The 17,888-nt window shown below is 37.0% G+C and carries 12 protein-coding genes, 1 pseudogene and 1 CRISPR repeat array (1 of these 14 running past the window's edge); of the genes and pseudogenes, 9 read left to right on the forward strand and 4 right to left on the reverse strand.

Translation table 11 applies throughout. The features are described from left to right. Positions 1 to 198: 198 nt before the first annotated feature. Positions 199 to 2,997 carry a DNA polymerase I gene (gene polA, locus AB2N10_RS00065; RefSeq protein WP_369434134.1) on the forward strand — a complete coding sequence of 933 codons (2,799 nt, stop codon included), beginning with the start codon at positions 199 to 201 and terminating at the stop codon, positions 2,995 to 2,997. A gap of 587 nt (positions 2,998 to 3,584) precedes the next feature. Here polA and AB2N10_RS00070 read toward each other — a convergent pair. Then, positions 3,585 to 4,049 carry a chemotaxis protein CheX gene (locus AB2N10_RS00070; protein ID WP_354622571.1) on the reverse strand — a complete coding sequence of 155 codons (465 nt, stop codon included), beginning with the start codon at positions 4,047 to 4,049 and terminating at the stop codon, positions 3,585 to 3,587. 504 nt (positions 4,050 to 4,553) lie between these two features. After that, entirely contained in the window at positions 4,554 to 5,972 is a 1,419-nt protein-coding gene (locus AB2N10_RS00075; protein WP_369434135.1) for an alanine/glycine:cation symporter family protein, read from the reverse strand. A 401-nt stretch (positions 5,973 to 6,373) separates the two neighbouring features. Here AB2N10_RS00075 and AB2N10_RS00080 point away from each other — a divergent pair, with 401 nt between their 5' ends. Next, positions 6,374 to 6,511 carry a hypothetical protein gene (locus AB2N10_RS00080; protein WP_354622574.1) on the forward strand — a complete coding sequence of 46 codons (138 nt, stop codon included), beginning with the start codon at positions 6,374 to 6,376 and terminating at the stop codon, positions 6,509 to 6,511. Between the two features lie 34 nt (positions 6,512 to 6,545). On the opposite strand, the gene AB2N10_RS00085 is transcribed toward AB2N10_RS00080, so the two are convergent. Both AB2N10_RS00085 and AB2N10_RS00090 read right to left on the reverse strand, forming a co-directional pair. After that, positions 6,546 to 7,493, reverse strand: a complete 948-nt coding sequence (locus AB2N10_RS00085) for a putative sulfate exporter family transporter (RefSeq protein ID WP_354622575.1) — start codon at positions 7,491 to 7,493, stop codon at positions 6,546 to 6,548. 444 nt (positions 7,494 to 7,937) lie between these two features. After that, positions 7,938 to 8,150, reverse strand: coding sequence for a cold-shock protein (locus AB2N10_RS00090; RefSeq protein WP_354622576.1), 213 nt, complete (start codon positions 8,148 to 8,150; stop codon positions 7,938 to 7,940). Between the two features lie 442 nt (positions 8,151 to 8,592). On the opposite strand from AB2N10_RS00090, the gene AB2N10_RS00095 reads away from it, so the two are divergent. From AB2N10_RS00095 to cas6f, 7 genes and pseudogenes are all read left to right on the forward strand, one after another. Beyond that, positions 8,593 to 9,408 carry a WYL domain-containing protein gene (locus AB2N10_RS00095; protein WP_369434136.1) on the forward strand — a complete coding sequence of 272 codons (816 nt, stop codon included), beginning with the start codon at positions 8,593 to 8,595 and terminating at the stop codon, positions 9,406 to 9,408. Positions 9,409 to 9,502: 94 nt separating this feature from the next. Beyond that, positions 9,503 to 10,486: pseudogene (gene cas1f, locus AB2N10_RS00100) on the forward strand (type I-F CRISPR-associated endonuclease Cas1f). After that, entirely contained in the window at positions 10,470 to 10,838 is a 369-nt protein-coding gene (locus AB2N10_RS00105; RefSeq protein ID WP_354622579.1) for a hypothetical protein, read from the forward strand. Before cas1f ends, AB2N10_RS00105 begins: the two are co-directional and overlap by 17 nt. Next, positions 10,835 to 13,771 carry a CRISPR-associated endonuclease Cas3'' gene (locus AB2N10_RS00110; RefSeq protein ID WP_354622580.1) on the forward strand — a complete coding sequence of 979 codons (2,937 nt, stop codon included), beginning with the start codon at positions 10,835 to 10,837 and terminating at the stop codon, positions 13,769 to 13,771. The genes AB2N10_RS00105 and AB2N10_RS00110 overlap by 4 nt, the downstream gene beginning before the upstream one ends. A gap of 3 nt (positions 13,772 to 13,774) precedes the next feature. Then, positions 13,775 to 14,776 (forward strand): type I-Fv CRISPR-associated protein Cas7fv, encoded by a 1,002-nt coding sequence (cas7fv, locus tag AB2N10_RS00115; protein WP_369434137.1) that lies wholly within the window; start codon positions 13,775 to 13,777, stop codon positions 14,774 to 14,776. Positions 14,777 to 14,778: 2 nt separating this feature from the next. Beyond that, positions 14,779 to 16,023, forward strand: coding sequence for a type I-Fv CRISPR-associated protein Cas5fv (cas5fv, locus tag AB2N10_RS00120; protein WP_369434138.1), 1,245 nt, complete (start codon positions 14,779 to 14,781; stop codon positions 16,021 to 16,023). A gap of 2 nt (positions 16,024 to 16,025) precedes the next feature. Continuing rightward, positions 16,026 to 16,577, forward strand: a complete 552-nt coding sequence (gene cas6f / locus AB2N10_RS00125; RefSeq protein ID WP_354622584.1) for a type I-F CRISPR-associated endoribonuclease Cas6/Csy4 — start codon at positions 16,026 to 16,028, stop codon at positions 16,575 to 16,577. Between the two features lie 413 nt (positions 16,578 to 16,990). Beyond that, a CRISPR array of direct repeats spans positions 16,991 to 17,888; the repeat unit is 28 nt; unit sequence GTTCACTGCCGCACAGGCAGCTTAGAAA (it continues 270 nt past the right edge of the window).

Consider the following 17,888-nt stretch of genomic DNA (forward strand, 5'->3'; position numbering starts at 1 on the left):
CTTTTTTATGTAAATATGACAGTTTATATTTTTATTTAAACTACTAACAGAGTTATCCACAACTGCCCTGTGTTGAAAGTGAATAGCCACTCACCTTTGATTGACTCGCTAATCTTATTTATTTGCCAAATTTTCTCTCTTATTCAGGCCCGAATCGGTATAATCATTCTCTATTTTTTAAATATTGGTAATAAGCGAATGGTTACTATCCCTGAAAACCCTTTTGTACTTGTCGATGGTTCATCTTATCTTTATCGTGCTTTTTATGCGCCTCCACATCTAACCAACTCCGCTGGTGAACCAACAGGTGCGGTTTATGGCGTTGTTAATATGTTGAAAAGTCTCTTAAAGCAATTTTCACCTAGCCATATCGTGGTCGTTTTTGATGCCAAGGGAAAAACCTTTCGTGATGACCTTTATGCAGAATATAAAGCACAGCGCCCCAGTATGCCCGATGATTTACGCTGTCAAATTGAACCTTTGCACAATGTTATTAAAGCGATGGGATTGCCTATTTTAATTGTGCCGGGTGTTGAAGCCGACGACGTTATCGGTACTTTGTCTCGTCAAGCAAGTGCGCAGGGTATTCCGACCGTCATTAGCACGGGTGATAAGGATATGGCGCAACTGGTTGATGAGCATACCTTTCTTATTAATACCATGACTGATACTGTGCTCGATATTCAAGGCGTTAATGATAAATTTGGCATCCCACCTGAGCTGATTATCGATTACTTAGCCTTAATGGGCGATAAAGTTGATAACATCCCTGGTGTGCCAGGTGTTGGCGAAAAGACCGCTCTAGCGATGTTGCAGGGAATCGGTTCATTGAATGATATCTATAATGACCTTGATAAACTAGCGCCACTTGGCTTCCGTGGTAGTAAAACCATGGCAAAAAAAATGCAAGATAATGAAGAGATGGCTCGCCTCTCTTATCAATTAGCAACCATCAAAACAGATGTGGAATTAGCCGTCGCTTATGATGATTTTAAACCGCAAGCGCAAGATACTGATGAATTAGTTAAATTATTCGGTGCGCTTGAATTTAAGCGTTGGTTATCGTCTTTACTAGATGGCGAACAGGTGGTTAGCAAAGCAACATCTTCTGGTGCTGCGATAGCGATAGATGATATGGCAAAACCCGCTTCAGTTATCGATACAACGTGCTATCAAACTATTTATACTAAAGGGCAACTGAGCCAATGGCTTAAAAAGCTTGAGCAGGCTGATCTATTTGCATTTGATACAGAAACAACCAGTTTGGATTATATGCAAGCACGGGTTGTGGGATTATCTTTTGCTGTGCAAACAAATGTAGGTAGTGCAGAGCCTGCTATTATTGAAGCGGCTTACTTACCGCTTGCACATGATTATATCGATGCCCCTAAGCAATTAGATTTTGAGGAGACACTCGCACAGTTAACGCCTTTATTAGAAAGTGAGAGCCACCATAAAGTCGGGCAAAACTTAAAATATGATCGTAGTGTGTTACTTAATCATGGTATTGAATTAAAAGGGATAAAATTTGATACAATGCTGGAATCCTATGTCGTAGACAGTACGGGTAAGCATGATATGGACAGCTTAGCGCTTAAATATCTTGGGCACAAATGCATTGCATTTGAAGATATAGCAGGTAAGGGCAAAAACCAATTAACCTTTAATCAAATCAGCATTAAAGAAGCAGCCCCTTATGCCGCTGAAGATGCCGATATTACGCTACGTCTGCACCTCGATTTAATCGCACGTTTGCAAGAGACGCCGGCATTATTAAACGTATTCACGAATATTGAATTACCCTTACTCACCGTATTATCCGAAATTGAGCGTGGTGGTGTTGAAATTGATAGTGAATTGCTGGGTAAACAGAGTATTGAAATCGCTGAGCGCTTATTAGAGCTGGAATCTGCCGCCTATGAAGAGGCTGGCAAACCCTTTAATCTAAGCTCTCCTAAGCAGTTACAAACAATATTATTTGATGAACTTAACTTACCTGTCTTAAAGAAAACACCTAAAGGTGCACCTTCCACCGCAGAAGAAGTACTTCAAGAGTTGGCGCTTACTTACGCATTACCAAAAATCATTATTGAGCACCGTGGGTTGAGTAAATTGAAATCAACTTATACGGATAAACTCCCTAAAATGGTAAATCCGCAGACGGGACGGGTACACACATCCTATCATCAGGCGGTGACTGTCACCGGACGTTTATCTTCAAGCGATCCAAATTTACAGAATATTCCGATCCGCAGCGCAGAAGGGCGTCGAATTCGCCAAGCTTTTATCGCGCAGAATGGCTATAAAATAGTTGCTGCCGATTACAGTCAAATTGAATTACGTATTATGGCTCATCTTTCTCAAGATAAAGGTTTACTTGATGCGTTCTCAACGGGCAAAGATATTCATAAAGCGACGGCATCGGAAGTGTTTTCCATTCCACTTGATGAAGTTTCAACGGAACAACGTCGAAGTGCAAAGGCGATTAACTTTGGGCTTATTTATGGTATGAGTGCTTTTGGTCTTGCCAAACAGCTAAATATCGGTCGTCAAGAAGCACAAAAGTATATGGATCTTTATTTTGCCCGTTACCCTGGTGTGCTTACCTATATGGAAGATACGCGCGCCTTGGCCAACGATAAAGGTTATGTAGAAACAATTTTGGGACGTCGCTTACAATTGCCAAATATTAAATCCGTTAATGGTATGTTGAAAAAAGCAGCTGAGCGAGCAGCCATTAATGCCCCTATGCAAGGCACTGCAGCTGACATTATTAAAAAAGCAATGATTGATATGGCTGCTTGGGTGAAACAACAAGAAAAAGGAAGTATTCAGTTACTTATGCAAGTTCACGATGAATTAGTATTTGTGGTAAAGGAAGAGTTTGTTGATCTTTATAAAGGAGAAATCCAAAGCATCATGGCAAAGGCTGCTGAATTAGATGTGCCACTGATTGCTGATGTTGGCGTGGGGAATAATTGGGATGAGGCGCATTAATTAAAATATATTTTAAATTGCCATGAACTTTTTCTGAGACTCATTGACTAACCTAATGAGTTGATTGATTTCATAGTATCTTTAGCCCCTTTGTATGTTTTTTACAAAGGGGCTTTTTTATTGGGATAGTTAAAAATAAAAAATTTTAATTTAATTAAAATAATTGTGAACTTTTTTCCTTTACAGTGTACTAACTATTGAGTTTGAAAATTTTAAATTTCATAACTTTTCCTTTTCCTCTTTACACTTATTGTGTAAAGAGGCTTTTTATATCTTTATTCCCCTACCTATTATTAATCACCACACAGTTATAGTAAGTAATTTCTATCAATAGGTAAAAATTTACAGTAACTTTGTTACCTTAAAAATATATTTAAAATAGTTAGGAACTTTTTTCTATTACGATGTACTAACCCTATGAGTTAGTTAATTTCATAGTTTTTCTTTTACCTCTTTGCATTGTTTATGCAAAGAGGTTTTTTTTGGAGTATGGGTATTATGCTATTGATTTTATTGCTATATTATTTTCGATAAATAATAAATTATAGCGGAAGAGTGATACGGTTGTTGGGAATTTACTCCCTATTTTATTGATTAAAACAGATTTCAATAAAAGCATTGCCATGTTCAGAATGGAAAGGCATCAATACTTTAGAGCCATCGACTTGATGTTTAATAGTATGGTTTGGTCCCGAGACGACAATCGGGGTTGCCATATTAAATTCAAATCCCTTTTCACCCAACTGGCGTTTTGCTCCACCAGCAACCATATTAGTGATCTCACCTAGCATATCAGTAATATCATCGGATATATCATCTAAGGTTTCCCCTACCATTAAACGAAAAACATTTAGTGCTAGCTTTTTGTCTAAGCTAATGGAAAAGGAGCCTTTCGCCGTTGGGCCGACCATACCAATCAAGCCTGAGACATCGCCATGCGCAATAGCATCTTTTTTAAGGCTTGGTTTACCCGGTTTTATATCTATTTGCGCCATTGTCTGCAATACATTGATAAAGGAAGATAAAAAAGGATTTACAAATTCTGCATTCATAGTTTACACGCTTGTCTTTGATTGTAGGGTAGATATAAGCCGGTATACATTTGTTGTATACATACGCAATTATAAGGACAGTGATAATAAATACTATAGCTTTCTTCACGTTATTGTGACTTGCCAGCTTATACTATTATTTAATTATTAATTAAAGCACTCATAGAGCAAAGCTTATAATTATTTGATTGCTATCGCAAACCAATAATCTCGTAGTTTGAGCCAAAGCTAATTTTTATCATATAAAATTGAGTGTTTCTTAATTAATGGGCGATAGTTTTAGATTAATTGCTTTCCTGATAACCTTGTTCTTCTCTTGTTGAGTTAGTCAGTGCGGTTAATTGGGATGTTTTAGGCAGTACTTGTTTGTAGCTTATTCTAATTTCTTAGCATAAAAAAATCCGCTATTCGTTCAAATAGCGGATTTTTGTATTGATAGGAAATCCCATCTTTATCTAGTCATGTTCAAGTTTAACTAACCTTACTGACTGTTATTGGTAAATGCTATTTTTTCTTCCATGCCTTATGGTCGATATCGAGGTCTGAAAATTTGGCTGGATCAAATACGGGGTGTTCGATCCCTTTTTTCAATTGCTCTTTATAGTCTTTAAGAAGGCGATTTAACGTCGGAAACAGCATTAGCAATGCTAATAAGTTAACAATAGCCAATACCCCCATCATCGGATCGGAGAAGAAGAATATCGCAGTGGCGCCCGGTGCAACAGCGCCGATGAATACAATTGCAATAACAATAATACGCAGAGCATGTAGCGATTTTTTGCTCTTAGACATAAATGTTAATGCATTTTCACCCAAATAATAATTGTAAATAATTGAGCTTATTGAAAAAAGCAAAATAGCACCAGTAAGGTAATACTGAGCCCATGTACCGACATGAGACACGAGAGATTGCTGTGTCAGTACAACGCCATCGATATTTTCAGCCCCTGGAACATAAACATCGCCAAGAAGAATAATAAATGCCGTACAGCTACAAATTAATATTGTGTCGATAAATACCGAAAGAGATTGTGTAATCCCCTGACTGATTGGGTGCGTAACATCTGCTGTTGCAGCAACGTTTGGAGCAGAGCCTAGCCCTGCTTCATTGGAGAATAGTCCTCGTCGCAAACCTTGTGCTAATGCGGCCCCCATGCCTCCGCCAACGACCTCTTCGAAGCCAAAGGCGTTTGCTATTATAGAGTGGAATATAGCAGGAATTTCTGTGATATTTAACAGAATGACAATGATGGCTATTAATACATAACCAACAGCCATGATTGGCACAATCACGTCTGAGACTTTCGTAATACGCTTAATCCCACCATATACAACGAAACCAGTGATGATAGCTAATACAATACCAGTCCAGATCCTATCAATGCCCATACTATCCTGTGCAGCCCCTGCAACGGTGTTACCTTGGAATGCATTAAAACCGATGGCAAATGATGCGATCAAACAAATGGCATAGAGATATGATAGCCATCTGTAATCTTCACCAAGCCCATGAATAATAGTACGTGCAGGACCACCTCGGAACTCCCCATTTTCTTTACGCTTATATAGTTGTGCAAGAGAACATTCCACAAGACTAGTTGCCATGCCAACTAATGCAACAGCCCACATCCAGAATACCGCGCCAGGACCACCTAAGGTGATCGCAACAGCAACACCGGCAATGTTACCACCTCCAACTCGTCCACCCACGGACAATAGCAGCGCTTCTCTACCAGAAATGGCATTTTTATTAGCAGTTTGGTTTTTATTCAAAAGGACTCGAAACATACGCCCAAAGAAGGTGAATTGCACAAACCCTGTTACTAAGGTAAAGAATAAACCTAAGATAACTAAGAATGGGATAAGTGACCAACCCCAAGTAAGATCACCAATGACCCCAAAAAATGACTCTATTAATTCCATTTTTATTCCTCGAATTAATTATACTTTCTGCCTTTCAAAATGAAGATTTCCGTGGAATGTAATATTTCCCACTAAATTTGGAAAGAAACAGGCAAGCGGCAAATTATACGCAAAGAATAAAGTGGAAATAATAGAGCAGATCATTGAAAAGTGGATTAAACCGCTATAAAACTTAAAAAACAATCAAAAAACATGCCAGTTTTATCAGTAACATGAATTTATATAAATGTTTTATCTGTGCCGTAGCTATGTCGGGTTGTGGGCTGTCGAGTGAAAGTCAATGTTGCCTTGTAAACTTTCTGTTATTAGATAGACGATTAATTTATTTTACCTATTTTTCATTGTAATAAATAATGTTGTAACTCTAATACCAACTGGTGTAATCACTTTATAGGGAATCTATGTTACAGAAAATCATTATCAGCTTAGTGATGTTGGCGGTGCTTATCTCCACCTTTACCGCTGGACTTATCAGTGCAGCTTTAGCACTGTTTGCGTTTTCTCTATTAGTCTATTATGGCATCAATAAAAAAGCGTAGACTTTGCTACGCTAGTTAATGCAACTGGTTTTTTCTACATCAGGAAAACGATGTAACAGAGCGATGCAACAGATATAGTCACCCATAAAGTCACGCCCAATAATAACGGCCTCACACCAGCAGACTTAATACTATGAATTGTTAATCCCGCGCCAATCAAGAATAAGCAGAGCACCAGTAATCGCTTTGAAACGGCAAATATATCTTGGTAAAAAACATCAAATTGTGGCAAAAAATAAGCAACTGCAATCGCTACACAATAAAATAGAATAAATAGCGGTATTGGGATCTTTTTGTTATCACCTTTAAAAATCAGTGCGCTGATAAATGCAACGGGAATGATCCATAATGCACGTGCTAATTTTAAAGTCGTTGCCGTTTGTAATGCTTCATCACCATAAACTGATGCGGCCCCAACAACCGATGACGTATCATGAATTGCAATGGCGCTCCATATACCAAAATCGTGTTGACTCATCGCTAACCAATGACCGACTAATGGAAAAACGAATAACGCGACACTATTTAAAATAAATACGGTTGCTAACGCATGCGATGTTTCGGTCGCATCCGCATCAATGGCAGGGGCGACAGCCGCTATCGCACTACCACCACAAATCGCCGTACCAGACGCAATTAAATGGCCCATCTTTAGGTTGATTTTTAACGCCTTAGTTAATCCTATCCCCAATAATAAAGTCGTAAAAATTGAACAAACAATAATACCGATATTATTTGAGCTAATCGCAATCGCTTCTGGCAAGTTAATTCCAAAACCCAATCCAACGATAGAATAAGCTAATAATTTTTTGGTGATTTTACCGGTATCAATTTGCTCAGGAACAAGCCCTAACGTAGAAATAGTAAAGCCAATAACTAATGCAATAGGTGACGAGATAACAGGAAATAAACAGACGACAGCGAGTGTAAAAAAAACAAAATAACGTTTATTGAACTGTACTTTATTAATAGTGTTAAGCATTGGTTATCCTCAAATTTATAAACACAGTTTATGCGATAAATTTTATTAAGGATATTCTAAAGAATTTAATTTGAGGTTAAGTAAAATTGAACGCTTGGTTATTTTAAGAGGATAGAGGGCTCCTCAAAAATAACACCGCGAATGGTATAACTTAGTTAATTATTGTGCTGATTTAATACCGTTTTGAGTTTCTGATTTTAGTTCACGACTTTGTTGAAACCAAAAACGTTTTCTTCCCGTAGTACGAGCCATAGAAATATCCTTTTAGGAGATGTAAAAATTGAACCAATATAGTAGAGAACAATGACAATATAAAACGACATGACACAAACAGAAGTGGGTGTTAATGGAGTAAATATTTGTAGTAAGTAAACTGTATTACTGATTCAGTGAATAAAGGGGATGTAGCCTAAGCTTACATCCACCATGATTAATCGGACTAAATTATAGTGCGATTACATTTGCAGCTTGCAGACCTTTTTGGCCTTGCTCAACTGTAAAAGAAACCTTTTGGCCTTCTGCTAATGTTTTGAAGCCTTCAGATGCAATTGCACGGAAATGACAAAATACGTCAGCTCCGCCGTTATCTTGAGTTAGAAAACCGAAACCTTTTGCTTCGTCGAACCATTTTACTAGACCAGTTGTTGTATTAGACATGTTGTGTCCCTTATATAAATTCATTAAAAAATATCGCCAAAATGCGAAGCGCTGAGAACTGAATTATTGAATGTGAGGGTGAAGCTAAGGGATACACTAAGGACAACTACGATAACGCGGGAGTAACTGAGATAATAACTTGGACTTTACATTTTCATTAATAACTCTGACTTACAGAGCGAGCGCATATTAACCTACAAAATAAAGAACACCTAATTTTATTTTCAATATGTAAATAAAGATGGTGAAAGATGGAAGGGAGTGCAATTAAATTGTATCCGTGATTTTCAGCTATATTTTTTGGCGTGGCAAATAGCCAATATACGACTCTTTTTATATTAATGTTAGAAACATCATATTAAATTCATAAAATATAACGTTTTGTTTGTAGGGGGCGTACCAATATGATTCTATGCAGTTTTCCTCTAATAATTAAAAACCTATGAAAAAATCAGATATAGAACGATTCAATTATATTGAATATATAGTTTGGTGGGAGGGGCAAATTAATGCATCACATTTAATGCGCCATTTTGATTTGTCGCGTGATTCCGCATCTTCTATATTGAAAAATTATGATAGCCAATACCCCAATAATTTACAGTACGATCAATCGATAAAAGCGCGAGTTATAACAGAAAATTTCCAACCATTAAATGATGTTAGTAGCTTCGATGGGTACCTCAACTTAATTAAAAACGCTAACCACGAAGCAATATCAAATTGTATAGAAGAAGTTGCAACACCGCTTAGAAACATTAATGCGCAATTATTACGCCCTATTTTAAAAGCGATACGTGAACAATTAGCGATTGATATCGGCTATATATCCTTAACAAGTCCCGATTATTTAGATCGGATCATCGAACCCCATTCATTAATATTCGATGGGTTACGTTGGCATGTTCGAGCGTATTGTCGAAAAAATGCCGCATTTCGAGATTTTGTTTTATCGCGTTTTAATGGCATTGCCGTTTTTGAAGGTGAAGCTCAATGCAAGGTGGAACAAGATGAACTATGGCAAACTTATACAGATGTCGTCTTTATGCCAGACCCAAGGCTGGTGGATAAACAACAAGCTATTATCGCCAGCGATTTTCAAATGATAAACAATCTAAAAACAATAAAAACACGTATCGCGTTATTGAATTACCTATTAATTCGTTTGCGTCTCGATACCTATAAAAACAGACCAGAAGAACAGCAAATAGTATTAACACCCGATTGCCGAAACAGCATATCAAAATATTTACCCTAACCTGCCGAATAACTCGACATGTTTGGTTTTACAGTATTGAGTACTTGAACTTACAGGTATAACTTAGCTAAAACATCATCATGGCGGAAGCAAAATGAAAGATTTATCTCCATCTGATTTAAAAAGTATTCTTCATTCCAAACGTGCCAATATCTATTACCTTGAGCATTGCCGAGTAATGCAAAAAGATGGTCGTGTTCTCTATTTAACTGAAGCCAAAAAAGAAAATCAATATTTTAATATTCCCATTGCCAATACAACCGTTTTGCTTTTAGGCACTGGCACATCTGTCACCCAAGCTGCAATGAGGATGCTTGCCCAAGCGGGGGTATTGGTCGGTTTTTCTGGGGGAGGGGGCACTCCTCTTTATATGGCGAATGAAATTGAATGGTTAACCCCACAAAGTGAATATCGTCCGACGGAATACTTACAAGGCTGGATGCAATTCTGGTTTGATGATCAAAAACGCTTACAAGCCGCTAAGCAATTTCAACAAGCGCGTATTGAATATTTACATAAAATTTGGAATAACGATCGAGGCATTAAATCGGAAGGCTTTAGTACAGAGAGTAGTGACATCGAAAGTGCATTAGCCTGATTCAAAGAACGTATGGACAGTGCACTCAAACCTGCTGACTTATTACTTGCAGAAGCGCAACTGACCAAGACCCTTTATAAATTTGCAGCTAATGCCACAAAAACAGAAGGCTTTAAGCGTCAACATGAATCGACAGACTTAGCGAACGATTTCTTAAATCACGGTAATTATTTAGCCTACGGCTTAGCGGCTTGCACATTATGGGTATTAGGCATTCCCCATGGTTTCGCCGTGATGCATGGAAAAACACGCCGAGGGGCCTTAGTGTTTGATGTCGCCGATTTAATCAAAGATGCGCTGGTCTTACCTTGGGCGTTTATCTGCGCCAAAGAAAATGCCACAGAGCAAGAGTTTCGCCAACAAATACTGCAAGCCTTTACCGATAACAAAGCGCTGGATTTTATGTTTAACACCGTTAAAGCTGTGGCGCTTTCATTCGGCTATGCGCAAAAAGGAGATGGTCATGACCAGTTGGTGTGAACCAGATTATGCTATTGATATTGAAGAAAGCGAATTAAAAGCGCGCTTAAGCGGTTACGCTATTGAGGTAAAAATACATCGCGCTTCAAAAGCATACCCTTTGTCTGGCATGGTAATAACCAAGATAGCCTGCTTATGGGTTAACTCATTGAAGAGTAAAATAACCATCGGGGAGCCCTTAGAAATTGAGGTATTAGGATGTTGTGATCCCATGAATTTAATTGAAGGTGAACAATATCCCATCACCGAATATATTGGTCAGCGCTTAAAGGGGCAAATAACTCACGCTTTAAAAGTGATAGGACAAAATTCGCAACATATTAGCCACTTTTTAAACAGGCCAACATCATGATGGTCACTTTCGTTTCGCAATGCGAAAAAAACGCTCTCAAAAAAACACGCCGCGTGCTTGATGCTTTTGCTAACCGTATCGGCGATAACACGTGGCAAACCATTATTACCGAAGATGGGTTATTAACCGTTAAAAAAATGCTCCGCCAAACCGCCAGTAAAAGTACCGCAGTGAGTTGTCACTGGATCAGAAGTCGCTCACGTAGCCAGTTTTTGTGGGTGGTGGGTTCAAAATCAAAATTTAATGAGCAGGGAGTAGTGCCTGTGAATACAACAGCAAAAGAGGTTTTTATGGACACGAATAACAACAAACCAATTAAAGGAGTGGCTTATGCTAATACGCATTTACAGACATTGGTTGAGCATTTATTTGCTGTTGGTTATGTCGCTGAATCATTACATAAAAAATTATTTCCTAATTTAGATCAACAATACGCAACAACATGTTTTGTTGCCGGCTGTTTGCATGATTTAGGCAAGCTTGATCCTAATTTTCAAAAGTGGGTTATTGATCCTAAAAAGAAAGATGTAATTGCTGAAGACGGACAGCATATTGACACTGCTAAATTTAGCTTTGAAAAACACCCTAGACATAACGAATTATCATTATTGTTTTATCATTTACTTGATGATGTAAGCCTTAAATTTGTCAGCACAGGTAACAAGCGAACTATTCGCCATGTTATTTATTGGCATCATGCAAGAGCATACCGTAATGACAAAATAGCGCTAGAGTTTGATAGTTATAAAGGCTTGGCTAAAAAATTCTTAGCTAATAACAAAGGTGAATCACTAAACGACTTTATTGCAAAATCGCAAAATATCTTGTTAAAAGTGAGCGATATTGAACTGAAATATCGAGACAGTGAACCAAGTTTAACCAACGCATATTTAAATGGTGCAATTGATGATGCAGAAGATCTTTTACCGAACGCGCCACCATTACCGCAATATAAAGAATATGAAACAGAAGAAGAGGTGGATGATTATCAAAAAAATATCCAATTAAATGCCAATAACAATATCGCAAGAGCTTGTGTGATCACTGCTGACAGGCTGGTCTCAGCGTTAAGTACTCAAGAACTACATCAAGCGATTAAAACTAAAACACTCGATGACATTATTGCCGAAAAATTGGTAACTGATTCTACGTTATCAAGTCACATAACTAATTGTCTGAAGAACTTTGATAATAGTGATCGAACAAAAAAACAACATGAAATAGCTGCATTGTTAACAGAGGTTGAAGATGTTGGCGTGTTAGCTGGCGCGGCAGGTTGTGGAAAAACCAAAATAGCACTGGAATGGGCATTGTTGAAAAATGCGAAAAAAATTATTTGGATTTGCCCAAGAGTACAGGTTTGCCAAGGTTTATTTGCAGAATTAACATCTGATCGTTACTTGCCTGATGCCACCATAGAAATTATGACAGGCGAATTCAAGTTCCAAGATACTTGGGGTAATGAAACACCTATCGAACAGTATTTTTCAGGTGATGTGGTGATTACCACTATTGATCAAATATTGGGTTCAGTCATTAGCCATAGCAAAGCCAATACCCTGATTGACTACTTAAATGCTCATATCGTGTTTGATGAATTCCATGAGTACATCAATATGTCTGCGTTTAACTTATTATTTGCCGAATTAGTTGCCTGTAAAAAAGCTCAAGGGAAGCAAGCTAATACCTTACTCGTTTCTGCAACGCCTCATTATGTCTTTGTTGAAGAAGTCTTGGCTATTGATAAAGAAGATATTATCGAAATGCCTTCTTTTAATTCAAGTACCTATGAAATTAAATTTGAAGTGTTTAACGACGCTAATTTAAGTGATTCAAATCCATTAGTAAAAGCTCATAACAGTAAAACTTTTGTTATTAGCAATACCGCCTTATCTGCGCAAAACAGTTTTATTGCTAACCAACAAAAAGAAAATAATATTCTACTGCATTCCAAGTTCAAAAAAAGTGATAAACAAACATGGTTTAACGAAGTTTATGAATCATTTAAACAAGAAGGCACGAACAAATATGAAGTGTTGCGTAGCGGTCCTATTGTTCAAGCATCACTCAATATTAGTTGTGACTACATGGTTGCAGAAATATCAAACCCTGAAAACACCTTACAACGCTTGGGCAGGCTTGATTGTTTTGGGTTAAATAAAGCAGTAAACACTTATTGCTTAGCGGTTCCTGAAACTATAGCCAACAACAAAGGGCAAAGTGCCGCCTCTCGATTTTTAAATAAAATGTATAGCTTGGCAACCACCAGATCATGGTATCAATTTTTACTGGAAAACTATCAAGGTAAAACCTTTGTTTTGCCCGAGATTTATCAAAAGTATCGTCAATTTAGTCAACAGTCATTAACACGAAAAATGATAATAAGTGATTTAGTTTCAGCGTTAAAAAATAGTGTGGTTGAAATTAATAATAAGGTGGTTGATCCCTTTGTTATTCCCCCTAAAAAACAGCTAGAAAAATCACGCGGCAAAATAAGTAAAAATTCATTACGGGGTAATAATCGTTTTGTACAAATGGCCGTGTGCGATTTGAGCAATGCAAGTACGCCTCAATTCATTAATGAATACGCGTACACAATGCCACTTGATGATACAACTGCTATCGATAATCTCACTTATTCAACCATGGCAATTAAAGGTTATGGCAAAAGCGATCAAGATCTTCTTTCTCATATGTTTAAGCAATGCAAAGCTTTGGTTTGCTCTAAACCCTATAACGATAATGCGTTATTAAACCAAGCGCGCGATCCAGAATTACCGATATATTTAAGCTACACATCAAATGATCTCGATGCCGTTGGCGGTAAATCAGCAAGACATTCACATGCCATTTATTATATGACATGCGAAAAACAACCCATTGGCGCAATGTCGCTAAAACAACTTAATAACACAACAGAAGATGAGGAATAAATCATGGAAAAAGTAACAGGAATTAAAAGTGTAGATTTTAAAATTACCGCATTAGGTCATGGGGTGGTGAATTGGAATGGCTCTCCAAGTTTAACCATTATTAACGATAACAAATTTAAAAATATTACTAACCACTCTATGCCTAAGTTGAGAGGTTATAGCAATGTCAAAGAGTTTAACGAAGATGGAACGGCTAAATTTTATAAGCACCCTGAAGATGTTGATTTGAGCACTGTTGAGTTATATATCAGTCAAAACTGTATTAGACATCATTTGTTTAGAGGCGAACATTATAATTTAAATTCCCCTAAATTAGCTGAGAATATTATTAGTTTATTATGTTCAACCACAGGCTTAATAAGAGGTTATGTTAATCCAAAAAATGAAAATAAAAGAACAAGTCCATTATTGTTAACTGATTTTGTTGATCAGCTAGGTAATGGTAACTTCGAACAAATGGGGCGTTCGGGAAGTAAAGAAAAAGAAACTAATAAAGCAGGTAAAGATTCAAGTAATTCATTATTTTCAAAGTTTACTTTTGGTGATACTAAATATATTTCTTATGGTTCAATTAGCATTGAGCAATTACAGTTTATTCCTTTATGTGCAGATTTTGGCCGTGAATCAATGAAAATTAATAATCATAAAGAAGGGAAAGAAGTTGCAGAAAAATTAACAGATTATCTGCAAACCTTATCTGGAAATAAGAATGTTATAGCTGAATACCATGAAAATTATGTTCGTCGAGGTTCTATTTTTGATGAGGGTGAACAAGGTGTTTTGTTAAATGACGATGCTATCGATGTTTTAGTTAAACAGACAATCGAATTAATTACGGATTTGAGTATTAGGCAAGCCAAAGGCTATATGTACGTTGATGATGTATTAGTTGATTACAATAATAGTCAAACTGCTAAAGATATGTTCCGTATAAAGAAAGATGAAAGTCAAATTTTGCAGGAAAAAGGTTCAAATACTTACGCCGTTTATTATGAGGGTAAGTAATTATGAGGATTACTATTGAATATGACTCTTGTTGGCAAACAGGTTTCTTAAATGGAAATCCTAACAAACCAATTAGTAAAAAAGAAAATGATAGAGCATTTGTAGCTACCTCTAAAACTAGAGGTGAAAAATTTCAACCAATTACTTTAGATACTGTACTTGGTGTACTTAGTCGATTAATTGGTGATCAGCGAAAATTATATCAAGCCAAGAATAGTGATTTTTACTTTGATGATATTCAAAATAAAATAAATTGGCTTGAGCATGATGATCAATCGCACAAAGTTGAAGAGTTAATGTATTTAGTTAATAAATCAGATGATAGATGCGCACAATCTTCTTATTTAGGTGTGTTGGAGGATGATAATCCATGGTTTTTTTCTAAAAACTCACACTATCTTTGGTCTATTTTATTTTTAACCAAACATGAACTTATTAATTTCATTTTAAGTAAAAAAATGAATGGAATTGGTTGTGTTTCTTGTGATCCTAAAAGTTTGATTAGTCGAATTAATGCAATATCTGATTCGAAAAGCGACTTGGGTGCAGTTTTAAAAACCAATGATAGATTAATTCAAGAACATGAATTCATTATCAATAAAAAATGTGAAGCAGTAGAAAAATTTAACAACAAAGTTAAAATTAACCCACCAAAAACACCAGCACAAGAGAGTAAAAGCCAGTCTCAATTAATGAAGTTATTATCGGAATTAAATGATGCTAAAAATGATTTAAAAGTATTGGTTAATGATCCTTTGGCGAATGAAGCAGACACCAAACTAAATACTGTTATAAGTTTTTTATCTCAAAAATTTCCTGATGAAAAAAAACTGGGTGAAGAATATTGTAAAAATGGGGTTATTTATCCTACTAGTCTTTATTCAGCGGCACTGTATTTACAAGCTGAATATTTGCTGAAAAATGGTCATGAATCGTCATTTCTTCTCAATTCCAAGGGTGAAATACAAATACAAGGATTTTCTAAACGAGGGTTTAATGGTGTTAGAGATTGGCTTAATGCTATGACGGGGAAAAGAAAAAAATCGGTTGGAACCCCTGTTGTTGTAAATAAGCACACAGGTAAATTGGATGTAGAGTTATTGCTTGATAAGCAAAAAGATAAAGGCAAGCTTGATAAAAGTATAAGTAGAGCTGATGAATTAGCCCAACTAATAGAAAATGCTGGCGTTTCTTCCTTTTACCTTGGTAAAAAAGGCATTGCTTATGTCACAAAGATAAGGGCTTAATAATGAATTGTTTTATTGATATTACGCTACAACCTGATGCTGAAATGCGTGAAAACGTTTTACTAAATAAGGTTTACACTAAATTTCACAAAGCGTTATGTGATCAACAATCTACCAAGATTGGCGTTAGCTTTCCTGCCTATAAAGTTTTATTGGGTAGAGTAATCCGTATTCATGGCGAGTTAGCAACATTAACTAATTTTCAAAGCGTTAATTGGTTAGGTGGTTTGAGTGGCTATTGCAAAGTAAACGATATTTTACCAATACCTGAACAAGTGCAACATCGCGTGATTTCACGTAAACAAAGTAGCATGACAAACGCCAAACTTAATCGTCTGATCAAACGAAAAACAATATCAGCAGAGGAGGTAAAAGCTTATAAAGCGAAAATGTTTACCAAAGGTTTAGACAATCCATATCTTGAACTGGAAAGTGGTTCAAGTGGTCATTTACATCGTCGATATATTCAGTTTGGTGAGTTATCAGCTAATGCTATTGATGGTGAATTTGACCAATTTGGTTTAAGCAAAACCGCCACTGTGCCATGGTTTTAAATGTCGGTAATAATAACGTCCTTAATTACCGTTTTATAGAGGACCAAATATAGTTTATATCTGGTTCTCTTTCATCAGTAATGTAAGTATATAGAGCATGTTTTTATCAACCTAAATTTAACAGATGAAGATTGTTTAGAGTTATTAACTAAATCATTTAGGCTGATTTATCGAATAGACACAGCGAATGTGTACCATGATGATTCTTTATCAAAGCAAGTGTGGAAAAAAACGCATTTGCGCGCTTGTTACACTAACCCACTAATTTAAACACTCAGTAATTTAACCTAAAAAATTGCTCTTTAAAAATTGGTAAATAAACAATGAGTTACAAGTGTGGTGAAAATAAAGGTCAAAAAATGATTTTTATAACAACTGATTGTTGTAACTTATTTTTTGGCTGTTATTCTATTGTTCACTGCCGCACAGGCAGCTTAGAAATTCTATTTTACGCAATGGGTCAACAACAGAATGTTCACTGCCGCACAGGCAGCTTAGAAAAACAAAGCCTAGTAGCTCGCAGTTTATTACTAGTTCACTGCCGCACAGGCAGCTTAGAAACGATATGCCCTGACCATTGGCCTAGATTTAGGGTTCACTGCCGCACAGGCAGCTTAGAAAAAGTTGAGCAGGGGATGCTTGAAGATCTTAAAGTTCACTGCCGCACAGGCAGCTTAGAAAAGAAGTCGAAGAGCTATTAATGACATCCTGCAGTTCACTGCCGCACAGGCAGCTTAGAAAAAACAGTACCTGAAACACCAGCAGCAGAAACAGTTCACTGCCGCACAGGCAGCTTAGAAAAAAAATGCATGAACGCGCTTAGGATGAGTAACGTTCACTGCCGCACAGGCAGCTTAGAAACTTTAAGAGAACAAGGAGCGCTGAATGAGCCTGTTCACTGCCGCACAGGCAGCTTAGAAAGTATGTTGGTATTTCACTATTCACGGCTAGTTGTTCACTGCCGCACAGGCAGCTTAGAAAACTCGTAGCTTGATTTTTGATTAATAGTTAACGTTCACTGCCGCACAGGCAGCTTAGAAATCTTCATTACTAAAGTCATGCACTAGTCCATAGTTCACTGCCGCACAGGCAGCTTAGAAATTTGTTAGCTCTACGTTTTTACGTTGCTCTATGTTCACTGCCGCACAGGCAGCTTAGAAAGCAGCAACTTGAAGATGAAAAGAAAAGGCAACGTTCACTGCCGCACAGGCAGCTTAGAAAGCTTTACGGAGAGTATGGTGACGGATTGATTGGTTCACTGCCGCACAGGCAGCTTAGAAATTAATCGCTCATAGCTGAACATTTCTTTTT

The sequence above is a fragment of the Psychromonas sp. MME1 genome, assembly GCF_041080865.1.
In the GTDB taxonomy this organism is placed as follows: Bacteria; Pseudomonadota; Gammaproteobacteria; order Enterobacterales; family Psychromonadaceae; genus Psychromonas.